This window comes from Streptomyces sp. NPDC006463 (assembly GCF_042870715.1).
GTDB lineage: Bacteria > Actinomycetota > Actinomycetes > Streptomycetales > Streptomycetaceae > Streptomyces.
Genome location: NZ_JBIAHP010000017.1, coordinates 95,165 through 112,089 on the forward strand (window position 1 = coordinate 95,165; position 16,925 = coordinate 112,089).

At 69.4% G+C, this 16,925-nt stretch carries 20 protein-coding genes; 14 read left to right on the top strand and 6 right to left on the bottom strand.

Translation table 11 applies throughout. The annotated features are described in order from the left end of the window. Nucleotides 1-36 precede the first annotated feature (36 nt). The gene (locus ACFYOB_RS27965; protein ID WP_388564126.1) at nt 37-2,391 is read left to right on the top strand and encodes an immune inhibitor A domain-containing protein; all 2,355 of its coding nucleotides are present in this window, start codon (nt 37-39) and stop codon (nt 2,389-2,391) included. Nucleotides 2,392-2,503: 112 nt separating this feature from the next. Then, nucleotides 2,504-2,818: a hypothetical protein gene (locus ACFYOB_RS27970; protein ID WP_388564003.1), complete on the top strand. Its 315-nt coding sequence runs from the start codon at nt 2,504-2,506 to the stop codon at nt 2,816-2,818. On the opposite strand, the gene ACFYOB_RS27975 is transcribed toward ACFYOB_RS27970, so the two are convergent. Both ACFYOB_RS27975 and ACFYOB_RS27980 read right to left on the bottom strand, forming a co-directional pair. Next, the gene (locus tag ACFYOB_RS27975) at nt 2,815-3,408 is read right to left on the bottom strand and encodes an isochorismatase family protein (protein ID WP_388564005.1); all 594 of its coding nucleotides are present in this window, start codon (nt 3,406-3,408) and stop codon (nt 2,815-2,817) included. The two genes, ACFYOB_RS27970 and ACFYOB_RS27975, sit on opposite strands and share 4 nt — an antisense overlap. Before the next feature lie 89 nt (nt 3,409-3,497). Then, complete coding sequence (locus ACFYOB_RS27980) at nt 3,498-4,826, bottom strand: nicotinate phosphoribosyltransferase (protein WP_388564007.1); 1,329 nt, start codon at nt 4,824-4,826, stop codon at nt 3,498-3,500. A gap of 80 nt (nt 4,827-4,906) precedes the next feature. Here ACFYOB_RS27980 and clpS point away from each other — a divergent pair, with 80 nt between their 5' ends. The 7 genes from clpS to ACFYOB_RS28015 all read left to right on the top strand — a co-directional run bounded on the left by clpS (nt 4,907) and on the right by ACFYOB_RS28015 (nt 9,606). Continuing rightward, nucleotides 4,907-5,221: an ATP-dependent Clp protease adapter ClpS gene (gene clpS, locus ACFYOB_RS27985; RefSeq protein ID WP_328925927.1), complete on the top strand. Its 315-nt coding sequence runs from the start codon at nt 4,907-4,909 to the stop codon at nt 5,219-5,221. After that, complete coding sequence (locus tag ACFYOB_RS27990; protein WP_388564009.1) at nt 5,221-5,832, top strand: DUF2017 domain-containing protein; 612 nt, start codon at nt 5,221-5,223, stop codon at nt 5,830-5,832. Before clpS ends, ACFYOB_RS27990 begins: the two co-directional genes overlap by 1 nt. 319 nt (nt 5,833-6,151) lie before the next feature. Continuing rightward, a complete protein-coding gene (locus ACFYOB_RS27995; RefSeq protein WP_388564011.1) occupies nt 6,152-7,594 on the top strand; it encodes an amino acid permease in 1,443 nt (480 codons plus the stop codon). 77 nt (nt 7,595-7,671) lie between these two features. Next, on the top strand, nt 7,672-8,094 hold the full coding sequence (locus tag ACFYOB_RS28000) for a M67 family metallopeptidase (protein WP_328925924.1): 423 nt from the start codon (nt 7,672-7,674) through the stop codon (nt 8,092-8,094). A gap of 77 nt (nt 8,095-8,171) precedes the next feature. Then, the gene (locus tag ACFYOB_RS28005; protein WP_388564014.1) at nt 8,172-8,279 is read left to right on the top strand and encodes a putative leader peptide; all 108 of its coding nucleotides are present in this window, start codon (nt 8,172-8,174) and stop codon (nt 8,277-8,279) included. Between the two features lie 89 nt (nt 8,280-8,368). Further along, the gene (locus ACFYOB_RS28010; RefSeq protein WP_376680119.1) at nt 8,369-8,656 is read left to right on the top strand and encodes a MoaD/ThiS family protein; all 288 of its coding nucleotides are present in this window, start codon (nt 8,369-8,371) and stop codon (nt 8,654-8,656) included. Next, a complete protein-coding gene (locus ACFYOB_RS28015) occupies nt 8,656-9,606 on the top strand; it encodes a PLP-dependent cysteine synthase family protein (protein ID WP_388564016.1) in 951 nt (316 codons plus the stop codon). The genes ACFYOB_RS28010 and ACFYOB_RS28015 overlap by 1 nt, the downstream gene beginning before the upstream one ends. 134 nt (nt 9,607-9,740) lie before the next feature. On the opposite strand, the gene ACFYOB_RS28020 is transcribed toward ACFYOB_RS28015, so the two are convergent. After that, a complete protein-coding gene (locus ACFYOB_RS28020; protein WP_388564018.1) occupies nt 9,741-10,088 on the bottom strand; it encodes a DUF488 domain-containing protein in 348 nt (115 codons plus the stop codon). Beyond that, complete coding sequence (locus tag ACFYOB_RS28025) at nt 10,085-10,504, bottom strand: hypothetical protein (protein ID WP_388564020.1); 420 nt, start codon at nt 10,502-10,504, stop codon at nt 10,085-10,087. Before ACFYOB_RS28025 ends, ACFYOB_RS28020 begins: the two co-directional genes overlap by 4 nt. Before the next feature lie 205 nt (nt 10,505-10,709). Here ACFYOB_RS28025 and ACFYOB_RS28030 point away from each other — a divergent pair, with 205 nt between their 5' ends. Continuing rightward, nucleotides 10,710-11,462, top strand: coding sequence for an MBL fold metallo-hydrolase (locus ACFYOB_RS28030; protein WP_388564022.1), 753 nt, complete (start codon nt 10,710-10,712; stop codon nt 11,460-11,462). Nucleotides 11,463-11,561: 99 nt separating this feature from the next. Here ACFYOB_RS28030 and ACFYOB_RS28035 read toward each other — a convergent pair whose 3' ends face one another. Together ACFYOB_RS28035 and ACFYOB_RS28040 are read right to left on the bottom strand one after the other, a co-directional pair. Next, nucleotides 11,562-12,773 (bottom strand): PTS transporter subunit EIIC, encoded by a 1,212-nt coding sequence (locus ACFYOB_RS28035; RefSeq protein ID WP_388564128.1) that lies wholly within the window; start codon nt 12,771-12,773, stop codon nt 11,562-11,564. A 345-nt stretch (nt 12,774-13,118) separates the two neighbouring features. Next, complete coding sequence (locus ACFYOB_RS28040; protein ID WP_388564023.1) at nt 13,119-14,420, bottom strand: PTS transporter subunit EIIC; 1,302 nt, start codon at nt 14,418-14,420, stop codon at nt 13,119-13,121. Nucleotides 14,421-14,673: 253 nt separating this feature from the next. Between ACFYOB_RS28040 and ACFYOB_RS28045 the strand changes: the two genes are divergently transcribed. The 4 genes from ACFYOB_RS28045 to rdgB all read left to right on the top strand — a co-directional run bounded on the left by ACFYOB_RS28045 (nt 14,674) and on the right by rdgB (nt 16,891). Beyond that, entirely contained in the window at nt 14,674-14,907 is a 234-nt protein-coding gene (locus ACFYOB_RS28045; RefSeq protein WP_388564025.1) for a glucose PTS transporter subunit EIIB, read from the top strand. A 100-nt stretch (nt 14,908-15,007) separates the two neighbouring features. Continuing rightward, on the top strand, nt 15,008-15,733 hold the full coding sequence (gene rph, locus ACFYOB_RS28050; protein ID WP_030717976.1) for a ribonuclease PH: 726 nt from the start codon (nt 15,008-15,010) through the stop codon (nt 15,731-15,733). 131 nt (nt 15,734-15,864) lie between these two features. After that, nucleotides 15,865-16,245: a hypothetical protein gene (locus ACFYOB_RS28055; RefSeq protein WP_388564027.1), complete on the top strand. Its 381-nt coding sequence runs from the start codon at nt 15,865-15,867 to the stop codon at nt 16,243-16,245. 31 nt (nt 16,246-16,276) lie between these two features. Further along, entirely contained in the window at nt 16,277-16,891 is a 615-nt protein-coding gene (gene rdgB / locus ACFYOB_RS28060) for an RdgB/HAM1 family non-canonical purine NTP pyrophosphatase (protein WP_388564029.1), read from the top strand. Nucleotides 16,892-16,925: the final 34 nt, after the last annotated feature.

Below are 16,925 nucleotides of genomic sequence, written 5' to 3' on the forward strand. Positions count from 1 at the left end.
CGGCGTGCGCTTCGTGCTGCCGCCGTCACCGTGACCATGGCCGCCTGTGCGACCAGCGCCACCTTCTTCACCGTTACCGCGGCCCAGGCCAACCCCGGTCCCGTCGGGGTCCCGGCGGCCGACCGGCAGGACCCGACCGCTCCTGCCAAGGTCGTCGAGCATGACCTCAAGGGCCCGTTCAGCGAGCAGCAGGCGCAGCAGCGCAAGGCCGCCCTGGAGCAGGTGCTGAGCGGCAAGAAGGACGTCGAGCAGCACGGCGCCTCCAAGGTCGTCAAGCTCGACGACAAGAAGTACGTCGAGCTCGGCCGCGAGAAGACCGACAAGATCTTCACGATCCTCGTCGAGTTCGGCGACCAGGTCGACAACACGACCACGTTCGACCCGGACGGCCCCGGCCCCAAGCCGGCGGTCCCGAAGTACGGCGGCACCCCCGGTCCGCTGCACAACACGATCGCGGAGCCCGACCGCGCGAACAACAACAGCACCGCCTGGCGCAAGGACTTCAGCCGCGAGTACTTCCAGGACCTGTACTTCGGTACCGGCCAGGGCAAGGACTCGCTGAAGACCTACTACGAGAAGACCTCCTCGGGCCGTTACTCGGTCGAGGGCGAGGTCGCCGACTGGGTCAAGGTCCCGTACAACGAAGGCCGTTACGGCTCGAACTACTGCGGCCAGACCAACTGCTCCAACGTGTGGGACACCGTCAAGGACGGCGTCACCGCGTGGACCGCGGCCCAGAAGAAGGCCGGCAAGACCGACGCGCAGATCAAGGCGCAGCTGGCCCAGTACGACCAGTGGGACCGCAACGACTTCGACGGCGACGGCAACTTCAACGAGCCCGACGGCTACATCGACCACTTCCAGATCGTCCACGCGGGCGAGGACGAGTCGGCCGGCGGCGGCGTGCAGGGCACGACCGCGCTGTGGGCGCACCGCTGGTACGCCTACGGCACCGACGTCGGCAAGACCGGCCCGGCGAACAACAAGGCCGGCGGCACCCAGATCGGCGACACCGGCATCTGGGTCGGCGACTACACGATGCAGCCGGAGAACGGCGGCCTCGGCGTCTTCGCGCACGAGTACGGCCACGACCTCGGTCTGCCGGACCTCTACGACACCTCCGGTGGCGGCGAGAACTCGGTCGGTTTCTGGTCCCTCATGTCGGCCGGCTCCTGGCTCGGCAACGGCAAGGACTCCATAGGCGACCTCCCGGGCGACATGACCGCCTGGGACAAGCTCCAGCTGGGCTGGCTGAACTACGACAAGGCCAAGGCCGCGACGAAGTCCACCCACAAGCTGGGCGTTTCGGAGTACAACACCAGCGACAAGCAGGCGCTGGTCGTCGAGCTGCCGAAGAAGCAGGTCAAGACCGACGTCGTCGCTCCCGCCGAGGGCTCCTCGCAGTGGTGGAGCAACATGGGTGACGACCTCAAGAACACCCTCACCCGGTCGGTCGACCTGACGGGCAAGACGTCCGCCGCACTGTCCCTCAAGGGCTGGTGGGACATCGAGGCCGACTACGACTTCCTCTACACCGAGGTGTCCACGGACGGCGGCGCCACCTGGACCGCCCTCGCCGGCACCGCCGACGGCACGGCCATCCCGGCCGACGCCTCCGGCAGCCCGTCGCTCACCGGTGTCTCCGGCGCCTGGAAGTCGCTGAACTTCCCGCTCGACGCCTACGCGGGCAAGAAGGTCGACCTCCGCTTCCGCTACCAGACGGACGGCGGCGCGGGCGGCAAGGGCTTCACGGCCGACGCCGTCACCCTGACCGCGGACGGCTCCGCGCTGTTCACCGACGGCGCCGAGAACGGCGACAACGGCTGGACCGGCAAGGGCTTCTCGCGCATCGGCGGCGGCTTCACCAAGGAGTACGCGCAGTACTACCTGGCCGAGAACCGCCGCTACGTCTCGTACGACAAGACCCTCCAGGTCGGCCCGTACAACTTCGGCTTCGGCAACACCAAGCCGAACTGGGTCGAGCACTACCCGTACCAGGACGGCCTGCTCATCTGGCAGTGGGACACCTCCCAGAAGGACAACAACACCAGCCAGCACCCGGGCCAGGGTCTGATCCTTCCGATCGACGCCAACGCCAAGCCCATGAAGTGGGCGGACGGCACCCTGCTGCGGAACAAGATCCAGCCGTACGACGCCGCGTTCAGCGCGTACTCCACGGACGCGTTCACGCTGCACAAGAACGGCGAGGCGCTGTTCCTGAAGCCGAAGCCCGCCCAGCTGGTCTTCGACGACCACAAGGGCAAGTACTACTACGACGAGAACCCGACCGGCTCGGTGAAGGTCACTGACACCAACACCAAGATCAAGATCGCCAAGGAGACCTACGACGGTCTCGTCATGACGGTCGAGGTCGGCCCCTCCTCGAAGTAATTCGGTAAAACCGCAGGTCAAAGCATGATCGGCCGTCGCCCTCTAGCGGGCGGCGGCCGATCGCGTTTAGATGCGCGGTACGAGTTTCTTATTGACGGGGGAGATGACATCCATGCCAGGTGGAGGTTTCGTCAGGTTGCCGGGCGGCAGTGTGGTGGTCGCGCTCACACTGCCGAGGCCGTCACTCGGTGAGGGCGGCGACGACGGAAACGTCCGCGTCCTCGTACACGCCGCGAACCGGGCCCGCGCCCTGACCAGGCTGCGGAACCTCGGCATGCGTGCGGTGTACCTGCGCGGCAACGCGCAGCCACCGACCCCCGACGAGGTCACGGCCGTCCTGCACCACCCGGACGGCCTGCTGTGGCGCGGCGCACCCGACCGGGCGCAGGAGCTCTGGCACCCCATCCGGGCCCTGCTGGGCACCTAGGAGGCCTTGCCGCCGATCAGGGTCACTCCGGCCGCCCGGAGCTCCTCCAGCGCCCTCTCGGCGGTGTGAGGGGCCACGGCGGCCGTCAGGTCGAGCAGCACGCGGGTGGCGAAGCCGGCGCGGGCGGCGTCCAGGGCGGTGGCCCGCACGCAGTGGTCGGTGGCGATCCCGACCACGTCCACCTCGGTGACGTGCCGGTCCCGCAGCCACTGGGCGAGGCCCGCTCCGTTCTCGTCGGCCCCCTCGAACCCGCTGTACGCGGCCTCGTAGGCGCCCTTGTCGAACACGGCCGCCACGGAGCCCGAGGCCACGGCGGGGGCGAAGTTCGGGTGGAACCCGACGCCCTCGGTCCCCGCGACGCAGTGCACGGGCCAGGAGGTCTCGTAGTCCGGCTCGGCCGGGGGGTGCGCGAAGTGGCTGCCGGGGTCGATGTGGTGGTCGCGGGTGGCGACGACGTGCCGGTAGCCGGGGGTGGCCTGCCCGATGAGCTCGGTGATGGCGGCGGCGACGTCGGCCCCGCCGGCGACCGCGAGGCTGCCGCCTTCGCAGAAGTCGTTCTGTACGTCGACGACGATCAGTGCGCGGTGCATGACGTGTCCTTCGGCTCAGTGTCCATTGTGCGGCGGCGGGAGGGCCTGCGGGGGCTCCTCCCCCGTCCCGCCCCTTCCCGAAACTGGGGCTACGCGTACTCCGTCGGGATGACGGCCTCGCCGCGGGACAGCTGGGTCGCCGAGAGCGGCAGGGCCGCGCGGGCGGCGCGATGGCGGTCGCGCGCGGCCTCCAGCGGTTCGCGGGCGACGACCTCGCCGGCCTTGACCAGCTGGGTCAGCAGCTGGTGGTCGGCCAGGGCCGACGGAACCGGCCCGGTCCCGACCACCTCGGCCTCCGCGACGCCCTCCGCGTCCACGCGCCGCGCCGCCCACTTGCGTCCGCCGATCGAGGTCTTCCCGCCGGTGGACTTCTTCGCCACCGGCAGCAGCGGAGCCTTCGGGTCCGCCGACGTCGCCCGCGCCACCAGCTTGTAGACCATCGAGCACGTCGGGTGCCCGCTGCCCGTCACCAGCTGCGTGCCCACCCCGTACGCGTCCACCGGCGCCGCCGCCAGCGAGGCGATGGCGTACTCGTCCAGGTCCGAGGTGACCACGATCTTCGTCGAGGTCGCGCCCAGCTCGTCCAGCTGCTGCCGTACCCGGTGGGCCACCAGCAGCAGGTCGCCCGAGTCGATGCGCACCGCGCCGAGGTCGGTGCCCGCGACCTCCACGGCCGTCCGTACGGCCTCGGCCACGTCGTAGGTGTCCACCAGCAGGGTGGTTCCGCCGCCGAGCGAGGCCACCTGCGCGGTGAACGCGTCGCGCTCGCTGTCGTGCACCAGGGTGAAGGCGTGGGCGCTCGTGCCGACCGTGGGGATGCCGTACCGGAATCCGGCCGCCAGGTCCGAGGTGGAGGTGAAGCCGCCCACGTACGCCGCCCGCGAGGCGGCCACGGCGGCCAGCTCGTGGGTGCGCCGCGCGCCCATCTCGATCAGCGGGCGCCCGCCCGCCGCCGAGGACATCCGGGAGGCGGCCGCCGCGATCGCCGAGTCGTGGTTCAGGATCGACAGGACCACGGTCTCCAGCAGCACGCACTCGGCGAAGCTGCCCTCCACCCGCAGGATCGGCGAGCCGGGGAAGTAGACCTCCCCCTCCGGGTAGCCCCAGATGTCGCCCGAAAAGCGGTACGAGGACAGCCAGTCCAGGGTCCGCATGTCGACGACGGCCCGCTCGCGCAGGAACTCCAGCACCGCGCTGTCGAAACGGAAGTTCTCCACCGCGTCGAGCACCCGGCCGGTGCCGCCCACCACGCCGTACCGGCGCCCCTCGGGCAGCCTCCGGGTGAAGGCCTCGAAGACCGAGCGGCGGTCGGCGGTGCCGTTCGCCAGGGCGGCCTGCAGCATCGTGAGCTCGTAATGGTCCGTGAAGAGCGCTGTCGACGGCACGTCCACCGGCAGGCCCAGGTCCGCAGGGTTCATGTCACGGATGCTAGCGCACATTTCGTCAGAGTGACGAGATGTAGGGCCCGTTTGTGCGACGGGCCCGTCACAGTGGCAGCATGGGACGAGTGAGTGTTGCTCCTGTAGAGATCGAACGCACCGAATCGGCCGAAGAGACCTTCGCGGTCCCCGAACCCGACGTCCCGTGGGTGACCCTGGTGCACAACGACCCGGTCAACCTCATGAGCTATGTGGCGTACGTGTTCCAGGCGTACTTCGGCTATTCCAAGGACAAGGCGCACAAACTGATGCTCGACGTCCACCACAAGGGGCGGGCGGTCGTCTCCAGCGGCAGCCGCGAGGAAATGGAGCGCGACGTGCAGGCGATGCACGGCTACGGCCTGTGGGCGACCCTCTCCCAGGACCGCAACTGATGGGCGGCACGTTCCAGCCCCTCAAGGGCGGCGGCGCCGCCGTGGCGCTGGAGGAGATCGAGATCTCCATCCTGCGGTCCCTGGCGGTCCAGCTGCTCGAGCTGATCGGACCGGGCGAGCCGGAGCCCGCCGCGGATGCCGACCCGCTGGCCGTGCTGTTCGCCAACGACGGCCCGACCGAGCCCCCGTCCGACCCGGCGCTGGCCCGGCTCTTCCCCGACGCGTACGGGGGGCCGGGCGCGGAGCCCGCGCAGGACCCCGAGGAGCTGCGCGCCCGGTCGGCGGAGTTCCGCCGCTTCACCGAGAACGACCTGCGCACCCGCAAGCGGGAGGACGCGCTGGCGGTCGTACGCAGCCTGGACGCACTCACCCCGGCCGGGGACGGGGTGGCGGTCCTGGAGCTGACCGGGGAGCTGCCGCTGCGCTGGCTCGGCGCCCTCAACGACCTGCGGCTGACCCTCGCGGCCCGCCTCGACGTCACCGAGGACGACGAGAGCGAGGCGCTCTTCCGGCTTCCGGACGACGATCCGCGCAAGCCGATGGTGATGGCGTACCTCTGGCTCGGCGGTCTCCAGGAGACCCTCGTCGAGACGCTCGCCGACAGCCTCTGAGCTTCCTCAAGGGCGAGTGCCGTTCGCTCAGCGGACGCTCAAATCCGGATAACGATCAGATCACCGTCATACGGTGATCTGATTCGTTTCTGGACCTTTGTCCTGGAATAGCCGTGACCTGTGCCACTTTTCCCGCCCTCGTTCACCCGTGAGTACGTGATAGATCTTCACGACCGCCGACGGGACGCCACCCATGTCCCGCGGCGTGCTTGAACCGGCTGACCGCCGGGTGCAACTCCATCCGTATCCGGGGGGATCGAGGACCCGATCCGCGGCCTGCAGAAGGCGCGGATCGGCGTGGAGAAAGGCGCACCAAGACATGACCTCTGTGCAGGTCGAGCAGCACGGCAGGACGCCCGGCGAGGGCACTTCGGACGACGGGGACGGCGAGGGTTACCACCGCGCGCTCGGCGCCCGCCAGATCCAGATGATCGCGATCGGCGGAGCCATCGGCACCGGCCTCTTCCTGGGCGCGGGCAAGGCCATCTCCAAGGCCGGACCGAGCCTGATCCTGGCTTACGCCATCGCGGGCCTGGTCATCTTCTTCATCATGCGGGCGCTGGGCGAGCTGCTCATGTACCGCCCCGTCTCAGGTTCCTTCTCGGACTACGCCCGCGAGTTCCTGGGCCCGTTCTGGGGTTACGCGACCGGCTGGACGTACTGGCTGTTCTGGGTGGTCACCGGCATCACCGAGGTCACCGCGGCCGCCAAGTACATGTCGTACTGGACCCACGACAGCTTCCCGCAGTGGGCATACGCGCTGATCTTCACCGTCATCCTCTACGCCGCCAACCTGATCTCCGTGAAGCTCTTCGGTGAGCTGGAGTTCTGGTTCTCGATGGTCAAGGTCACGGCCATCGTCGGCATGATCCTGATCTGCGCCGGCATCCTCACGATCGGCTTCTCCGACGCCGCCGCCACCGCCTCCGTCTCCAACCTGTGGAGCGACCGCGGCTTCTTCCCCAACGGCATCGGCGAGACGCTGATGACGCTGCAGATCGTGATGTTCGCCTTCCTCGCGGTCGAGCTGGTCGGCGTCACCGCCGGCGAGTCCAAGGACCCCGAGAAGACCCTGCCCAAGGCCATCAACACCGTGCCGTGGCGCATCGCCGTCTTCTACGTCGGCGCGCTCATCATGATCATGTCGGTCATTCCGTGGTCGAACTTCAAGGCGGGCGAGAGCCCCTTCGTGCTGGCCTTCGAGAAGATGGGCCTCGGCGTCGGCGCCGCGATCGTCAACTTCGTCGTCCTGACCGCCGCCCTGTCCTCCTGCAACTCCGGCATGTACTCCACCGGCCGCATGCTGCGCGACCTCGCGCTCAACGGCCAGGGCCCGAAGGTCTTCACCAAGCTCACCAAGAGCGGCACCCCGCTGGTCGGCACCACCTTCTCCGCCGCGCTGATGCTGGTGGGCGTCTGGATCAACTACGTCGCCCCGGGCAAGGCCTTCGACTACGTCGTCTCCTTCGCCACCATCTCCGGCATGTGGGCCTGGATCATGATCCTGGTCTGCCAGATCCGCTACCGCGCCAAGGCCGACCGCGGCCAGCTCCCGCAGTCCGCGTTCCGCGCCCCCGGTGCCCCGTGGACCAGCTGGTTCGCACTGCTCTTCATCGGCATGGTCATCGTGATGATGGGCATCGACAAGGACTCCCGCGTCTCGCTGTACTGCGCCCCGCTGTGGGGCCTCATCCTCGGCGTGTCCTACCTGGTCCTCAAGGCCCGCAATCCGGCCGGAGCAGCCTTCAACAAGGCCTCCTGAACCAGTCCTGTCCAGCATTCGGGCCCTTCCGTACCACGCCTCGGTACGGGAGGGCCCGTCTGTCTATCCTGTCGCTCATGCTGACCCTCACCCAGGCCCTGTACGACCAGATCGTCGAGCACGCCCGCCAGGACCACCCCGACGAGGCGTGCGGTGTCGTGGCCGGTCCGGCGGGCACCGGACGCCCGGAGCGCTTCATCCCGATGCTCAACGCGGCCCGCTCGCCCACGTTCTACGAGTTCGACTCGAAGGACCTGCTGAAGCTCTACCGCGAGTTGGACGACCGCGACGAGGAGCCGGTGATCGTCTACCACTCGCACACGGCGACCGAGGCCTACCCCTCGCGCACGGACGTCACCTACGCGAACGAGCCCGGCGCCCACTACGTACTGGTCTCGACGGCCGACAAGGACGGCCTCGGGGAGTTCCAGTTCCGCTCGTACCGGATCGTCGACGGTGTGATCACCGAGGAAGAAGTGCAGGTCGTCGAGGCCTACTGACCAGTATGTGAGCAATGGGCGTCCGAGATGCGGGATCACACTCCAAACCGGGGAGCGGGAATCGTTAACATGACCGCATGGTTCCCCAAGACGTGAGCATCGAGACGCCCGGCAGGCTGCTGCTCGTGGCGCGGCTGCACGTCGACCTGTGCCGCCTCGCCAGCGCCATCTGTCCTGCCTTCTGAGCACCAGAGCCCTCTTGCGCGGGGGGCCGACGAACCGCGCGCTTCACGTTCTCGCCCTCCCTCACGATCCTTCACGACTGGAGCCAGCCATGGCCATCGAGGTCCGCATCCCCACCATCCTCCGCACCTACACCGACGGCGAGAAGGCCGTGTCCGGTGAGGGCGCGAACCTGGACGAGCTGTTCACCGACCTGGAGACCCGCCACAAGGGCATCCGCGAGCGCATCGTCGACGAGTCGAAGGGCGGCGAGCTGCGCCGCTTCGTGAACGTCTACCTCAACGACGAGGACGTCCGCTTCCTCGCCGGCATCACCACCGAACTCAAGGACGGCGACAGCGTCACCATCCTCCCGGCCGTCGCCGGCGGATCGAAGTAATGCGCTACGACTCCCCGCTGGCCGCGGTCGGCAACACGCCGCTCGTCCGGCTGCCCCGGCTGTCGCCCTCGGACGAGGTCCGTATCTGGGCGAAGCTGGAGGACCGCAACCCGACCGGCTCGATCAAGGACCGCCCCGCGCTCCACATGGTCGAGCAGGCCGAGAAGGACGGCCGGCTGTACCCCGGCTGCACCATCCTGGAGCCCACCTCGGGCAACACCGGCATCTCCCTGGCGATGGCGGCCAAGCTCAAGGGCTACCGCATCGTCTGCGTGATGCCGGAGAACACCTCGCAGGAGCGCCGGGACCTTCTCGCCATGTGGGGAGCCGAGATCATCTCCTCGCCCGCCGCCGGCGGCTCGAACACCGCGGTACGGGTGGCCAAGGAACTGGCGGCGGAGCACCCCGACTGGGTGATGCTCTACCAGTACGGCAACCCGGACAACGCGGGCGCGCACTACGCGACGACGGGCCCCGAGATCCTGGCGGACCTCCCCTCGATCACCCACTTCGTGGCGGGCCTGGGCACGACCGGCACCCTGATGGGCGTCGGCCGCTACCTGCGCGAGAACGTCGAAGGCATCAAGATCGTTGCCGCCGAACCGCGTTACGACGACCTGGTGTACGGCCTGCGCAACCTGGACGAGGGCTTCGTCCCCGAGCTCTACGACCCCTCCGTCCTCACCACCCGCTTCTCGGTGGGCTCGGCGGACGCGGTCACCCGGACCCGGGAGCTCCTCCAGTTGGAGGGCATCTTCGCGGGCGTCTCCACCGGCGCCGCCCTGCACGCGGCGATCGGCGTCGGCCGCAAGGCGGTGGCCGCCGGTGAACCGGCGGACATCGTCTTCGTCGTGGCCGACGGCGGCTGGAAGTACCTGTCGACCGGCGTCTACACGGCCGCGACGACGGAAGAGGCGATCGAGGTCCTCCAGGGCCAGCTCTGGGCGTAGCCGGACCCTGAGGGCTGCCCGGCGGGCGGATGCGGCGCCGCGGGGGCTCCGCCACATCCGGCCCCGCCCGGAAGTCCCCCAGGACTCCAGTCCGGGGGAGGGGCCGGGGCGGAGCCCGCACGAGGCGATGGCTCCTAGCCGCGCAGCAGCTCCGCGAGCACCGCCGCGTGGCTCGACTCCGGATCCTTGACGGCGGTCAGGAGGGTGACCGGCCCCGCCGCGGCCAACGCGCGCAGCCGGTCCAGCTCCGCCAGCGCGTCGGCGGAGGCAAGCTCCGCCTCGTACCGCCGCCGGAACTCACCGGCGGAGCCGCCCCCGTGGAACCACTTCCGCAGCTCGCTCGACGGGGCAACGGCCCGCGGCCACTCGTCCACCCCCGCCGCCGCCTTCGAAAGGCCCCGCGGCCACAGCCGGTCCACGAGCACCCGGACACCGTCCTCCTCCGGCTCCGGCGGGTCGTACACACGCCGCAAACGGATCACCGGCCACCTCCGAGCCCCTTGATCTCGTCCCACACCGCCGGGTCCAGCATCCCCAGCCGGCCACGGAACTCCCACAGCGACACCTCCGCCGGCCGGTCCGCCTCCAGGAAGCTCGCCCGGCCCTGCGCCCCCACCGTCCCCGGCGGCAGCGGGACCACCCCGGCCCGCCGGTCGTCGTACTTCCCGGTGATCCACGCGACCCGCGCCCGGTGGCCCCGTACCTGCGCCACCGCCAGAACCAGACAGACCCGGCCGTCCGTCAGCGACCACAGCTCACCGGGCCGCGGCATCGGCGGCGGCCCGGGGCCGTGCGCGGGCGGGGCCCGGCGGGGGAGCCCCAGCCGCGCTCCGGCGAGCAGCATCACCAGTGCCACGGCCACGACCGCGGCCACCGCGGGCCACCAGGACGTGTCCATGTTTCGACCGTAGCCGCGCGGGAACGCCCCGGCATGACAACCTTTGGCAACGCCCGCGCCCACCGTCGCTCCCCCGGGTGACAGTGCAGGTGATTCCCCCCACAACGGCCCGCCGTGGAGGAGCGACGGGCCGTTTCGCGCCTTACGCTCGACGCACGCACGGCCCGCATTCCGTCCACGGACCGTCCACGGAGGTTCACGCTCCATGAAGCTCACCGTCGTCGGCTGTTCGGGGTCGTTCCCGTCCGCGGAATCGGCCTGTTCGAGCTACCTCGTCGAGGCCGACGGCTTCCGGCTGCTCCTCGACATGGGCAACGGCGCCCTCGGCGAGCTCCAGCGCCACATCGGTCTCTACGACCTCGACGCGATCTTCCTCAGCCATCTGCACGCCGACCACTGCATCGACATGTGCGCGTACTTCGTGGCCCGCTTCTACCGGCACGAGGGCGGCCGCTGCGGCACCATCCCCGTCTACGGCCCCGAGGGCACCGAGAAGCGCCTGACCACCGCCTACGACGACGTGCCCGACGAGCGCTCGATGAGCGAGGTCTTCGACTTCCGCACCCTGAAGTCCGGCAGCTTCGAGATCGGCCCCTTCCAGGTCCGCACCGAGCGGGTCAGCCACCCCGTCGAGGCGTACGGCATCCGCATCGAGCACGGCGGCCGCTCGCTCACGTACTCCGGGGACACCGGAACCTGCCCGGAGCTCGGCCTGCTCGCCGAGGGCACCGACCTCTTCCTCTGCGAGGCCTCCTTCACCCACGGCAAGGAGGACATCCCCGGCCTGCACCTCAACGGCCACGAGGCCGGGGAGTACGCGCGCGGCGCCCGGGTCGGCCGCCTCGTCCTCACCCACATCCCGCCGTGGACGGACGCCGAGCAGAACCTCGCCGACGCCCGGTCGGTCTACGACGGCCCGATCGACCTGGCGTACGCGGGCGCCGTGTACGAGGTCTGAGGTCCGGGGCCCCGGCGTATCCGGGGTACGCCGGAGCCCCCGTCCTCCCTTCCGGGAGAGCGGGGGCTCCGGTGTGTCACAGGCGGTGAGGCCAGAGGCCTACTTGGCCTCGGCCTTCGCCAGCTCGGCGAGCTCCTCGTCGGACTCGCGGCCCGGGGTGGGGAGGTTCCACCGGGTGATCGCGAAGCGGAAGACGAAGTAGTAGACGACCGCGAAGCAGAGGCCGACGGCGGCCAGGCCCAGCGGGTTCTCCGCGATGCCCAGGTTCAGCAGGTAGTCGACCAGACCCGCCGAGAACCCGAAGCCGTCACGCATGCCCAGGGCCCAGGTCAGCGCCATGGAGATACCGGTGAGGACCGCGTGGACCGCGTAGAGCACCGGGGCGATGAACATGAAGGTGAACTCGATCGGCTCGGTCACACCGGTGACGAAGGAGGTGAGCGCGAGGGAGAACATCATGCCGCCGACGACCTTGCGGCGCTCGGGACGGGCGCAGTGGACGATCGCGAGGCAGGCCGCCGGGAGGGCGAACATCATGATCGGGAAGAAGCCGGTCATGAACTGTCCGGCGGTCGGGTCACCGGCGAGGAAGCGGCCGATGTCACCGCTCTTGCCGTTGTACTCGCCGGCCTGGAACCACGGGAAGGAGTTGAGCAGGTGGTGCATGCCGACCGGGATCAGCGCACGGTTGGCGACACCGAAGATGCCCGCGCCGACGGCGCCGGAACCGACCAGCCACTCACCGAAGTTGTGCAGACCCGTGCCGAGGACCGGCCAGATCAGGCCGAAGAGGATGCCGATGAACAGGCCCGCGAAAGCGGAGAGGATCGGGACCAGACGGCGGCCGCCGAAGAAGCCGGCCCAGTCGGGCAGCTTGGTGCGGTAGAAGCGCTGGTAGAGGAGCGCGACGACGATGCCCATCACGACGCCGCCGAGGACCTTGGCGTCGACGGGGGCGTCCACCAGGGCGACCTTGTGATCGACGACCTTCTCGATCTGCGGCAGGCTCGGGTCCGTGAAGGTGGCCAGGACCTTCGAGAAGACCAGGTAGCCGGTGACGGCGGCGAGTGCGGTCGAACCGTCGGACTTCTTGGCGAAGCCGATGGCGATACCGACGGCGAACAGCAGCGCCATGTTGACGATGATCGCTTCTCCGCCGGCCGCCATGTACGTGGCGATCTTGTTGACGAAGTCGGGCAGCGACGCCTTGCCGAGCATGTCGTCCTGGCCCAGGCGGATGAGCAGGGCGCCGGCGGGCAGCACCGCAACGGGGAGCATGAGGCTCCGGCCGATGCGCTGCATGACGGCCATCACGCCAGCGCCCTTCTTCTTCTCCGCCGCGGGGGCGGTAGCCGTGGTCACAACTTCCTCCAGTGGGCAAGGCGCCGCCAGGGGGTGAGCCGGGGGACGGCGACGTCTCGTAAAAGGGGGGAACGCGAGCGCAGACAGGCCCACGTGGTCTACACCAATTGATGGTGTAGACCAGTTGTAACACGGTGAGGGTTAGATAAGGAACCTTCGATTTCCTGTGGTCTACGCCACAAGAGGTTTGGGCATGCTTTGGGCATGCCCGAAGCCCCCGGATCCGGTGATCCGAGGGCCGTGGGGAAGCGGGCCGAGGGGGCCGGGGTCGGCCGGCGTGCGGCCGGGCGGGGCCTACGCCTTGATGACGTCCTTCTCCATCGCCTCGATCTCCTCGTCCGACTCCCGGCCCGGGGTGGCCAGGTCGAACTTGGTGATCGCGAACCGGAAGATAGCGTAATAGACCACCGCGAAACACAGACCGATCGGGATGATCAGTGCCGGTTTCGTCGCCAGGCCCCAGTTGATGACGTAGTCGATCAGGCCGGCCGAGAAGCTGAAACCGTCGTGGACACCCAGCGCCCACGTCACCGCCATCGAGGCGCCCGTCAGCAGCGCGTGGATCACGTACAGCACGGGCGCCACGAACAGGAAGGAGTACTCCAGCGGCTCGGTGATCCCGGTGACGAAGGACGTCAGGGCGACGGACAGCATCAGGCCGCCGACCTCCTTGCGCCGACGGGGCTTCGAGCAATGGGTGATCGCCAGTGCCGCCGCCGGGAGGGCGAACATCATGATGGGGAAGAACCCGGACAGGAACTGCCCGGCCTCCGGGTCGCCGTTGAGGAACATGTTGATGTCGCCGTGCACCACCTTGCCGTCCGGCGTGGTGTAGCTGCCGAACTGGAACCACACCGGCACGTTCAGGAACTGGTGCAGGCCGATCACCAGCAGCGCCCGGTTCGCGACACCGAAGACCCCGGCGCCCCACGAACCCAGCCCCACCAGCCAGTCGGAGAAGCTCTCCAGCGCGTCACCGACCGGCGGCCAGATCCACAGGCACAGGGCCGCGAACCCGATCGCGACGAACGACATGATGATCGGGACCAGCCGGCGCCCGTTGAAGAAGCCCAGCCAGTCCACCAGCTTCACCCGGTGGTAGCGCTGCCAGAACCAGGCCGCCAGTAGGCCCATGATGATGCCGCCGAAGACCCCGGGATTCTGGTACGTGTACGACACGAAGGTGTCGTTCGGACCCAGGCAGCCGCCCCCGATGTCCTTGGTCCCCGCCGGGCAGGGCTTCTGGAACGCGTGCAGCACCCCGCGGTAGACGAGGAAGCCCGCCACCGCCGCCAGCGCCGTCGAACCGTCCGCCTTCTTCGCCATGCCGATCGCGACGCCGATGCAGAAGAGGAGCGGCAGCCCGAGGTCGGGATCCAGCAGCGCCCCGCCCGCGCCCGCCATCACCTTGGCGACGTCCGTCCAGCCGAGGCCTTTCGCGCCGAACACGTCGGGCTGGCCCAGGCGGTTCAGGATGCCGGCGGCGGGCAGTACGGCGATCGGCAGCTGAAGGCTCCGCCCCATCTTCTGCAGCCCCTGGAACACCCCGTTCCACCACTTCGGCTGCGGCGCTGCTGCAGCGCTGCTCGCGCTCATCGACGTCCTCCCTGACCGGCCCGTTTTTGGCAGTTGCGGCACGTGCGGCACACTGGTGTAGACCAGTCGTGGGGCAGGCTGCTGCTGATCGTCATGATTCGGCAGACGGCAGTCATGCGCTCGCATAGATGGGCCAACCGTGCGTTACCGTGGCAAAGCGGATCACGCAGGTGGGCATCCGGATACGACTGCCGAGACTCGTTCTTCGTAACTCCCCCAGACTCCGTCCGGGGGGACCCCCAAGGAGAAACACATGGCCACCAAGGCTGAGAAGATCGTCGCCGGGCTCGGCGGCATCGACAACATCGACGAGGTCGAAGGCTGCATCACCCGCCTGCGCACCGAGGTCCACAACCCCGACCTCGTCGACGAGGCCGCCCTGAAGGCCGCCGGCGCCCACGGCGTCGTCAAGATGGGCACCGCGATCCAGGTCGTCATCGGCACCGACGCCGACCCGATCGCCGGCGAGATCGAAGACATGATGTGAGTTGAGCCCCACAAGGCTCGCCCGCCGAACGACAAGACCCCGTTCCGGATACACCCGGACGGGGTCTTCGCGTACTCCTCCAGGGGCTAGGCTCGGAACCATGTCTCGCATCGACGGCCGTACGCCCGAACAGCTCCGCCCGGTCACCATCGAACGCGGATGGAGCAAGCACGCCGAGGGCTCCGTCCTCATCTCCTTCGGAGACACCAAGGTCTTCTGCACCGCCTCCTTCACCGAAGGCGTCCCGCGCTGGCGCAAGGGCAGCGGCGAAGGCTGGGTCACCTCCGAGTACTCGATGCTGCCCCGCTCCACCAACACCCGCGGCGACCGCGAATCCGTCCGCGGCAAGATCGGCGGCCGCACCCACGAGATCTCCCGCCTCATCGGACGCTCCCTGCGCGCCGTCATCGACTACAAGGCCCTCGGCGAGAACACCATCGTCCTGGACTGCGACGTCCTCCAGGCCGACGGCGGCACCCGCACCGCCGCGATCACCGGCGCCTACGTCGCCCTCGCCGACGCCGTCGCCTGGGGCCAGCAGAAGAAGCTCATCAAGGCCGGCCGCAAGCCGCTCACCGGCACCGTCGCCGCCGTCAGCGTCGGCATCGTCGACGGCGTCCCGCTCCTCGACCTCTGCTACGAGGAGGACGTGCGCGCCGAGACCGACATGAACGTGGTCTGCACCGGCGACGGCCGCTTCGTCGAGGTCCAGGGCACCGCCGAGGGCGAGCCCTTCGACCGCAAGGAACTGAACGCCCTCCTCGACCTCGCCGCCGGCGGCTGCGCGGACCTGGAAGCCATCCAGCTGGGCGCGCTGGAACTGTAAGCGGCAACCGCGGCGCGCGGATTCGCGTCCGTCCTGGTACGGGCGCACGGTGTCGAAGCCGTGCGCCCGTCCTCGCTCCACGCATGCACGCAGTCACGATCCACGCATCCACGTCTTCCTGGGGGACCCGAATGAAGCTCCGCATAGCCGCCGTAGCCGTGGCGGCCGTACTCACCGTCCCGGCCCTGACCTCCTGTGACGCGATCTCCACGGCGATGGACTGCGCGAACACGGCGGTGGCCATCACGGACGGCGCGAACGACCTCCAGCAGGCGGTCTCCCAGGCGGGCAACAGCCCGCAGGACGCCCAGAACGCGCTCAACCAGATCGAGACGAACCTCAAGAAGATCGGCGACCAGACGGACAACGCCGACCTGGGCAAGGCCATCGACTCGATGAACACGGCGGTCAAGAACGTCCGCACCGCCATCCAGAACGGCGACGCCACCCCGGACATCCAGCCGGTCGCCGACGCGGCGAGCGAGATCTCCAAGGTCTGCACCCCGGGCTGACGCGGCCGCCGGGCCGGAAATAATGGGGGCCATGACCTCCACGCCCAGCCGCCTCATCCTCGCGACCCGCAACGCGGGCAAGATCGCCGAACTCCACGCCATCCTGTCCGACGCCGGCCTGCCGCACGAGCTGGTCGGCGCGGACGCGTACCCCGAGATCCCGGACGTCAAGGAAACCGGTGTCACCTTCGCCGAGAACGCCCTCCTCAAGGCCCACGCCCTGGCCCGCGCCACCGGCCTCCCGGCGGTCGCCGACGACTCCGGCCTGTGCGTGGACGTCCTGAACGGCGCCCCCGGCATCTTCTCGGCCCGCTGGGCGGGCGCCCACGGCGACGACAAGGCGAACCTGGACCTCCTCCTCGCCCAGCTGTCGGACATCTCCGACGAGCACCGCGGAGCCCACTTCTTCTGCGCGGCGGCCCTGGCCCTCCCGGACGGCACCGAACGCGTCGTCGAGGGCCGCCTCCTGGGCACCCTGCGCCACACCCCGTCGGGCACGGGCGGCTTCGGCTACGACCCGATCCTCCAGCCGCTGGGCGAGTCCCGCACCTGCGCGGAGCTCACCCCGGCGGAAAAGAACGCCATCTCCCACCGAGGCCAGGCCTTCCGCGCCCTCGTCCCGGTGGTCCGGGAACTGCTGGGCTGACGCCGACCGCCACGCCGAGGGCCCCGTACACGGC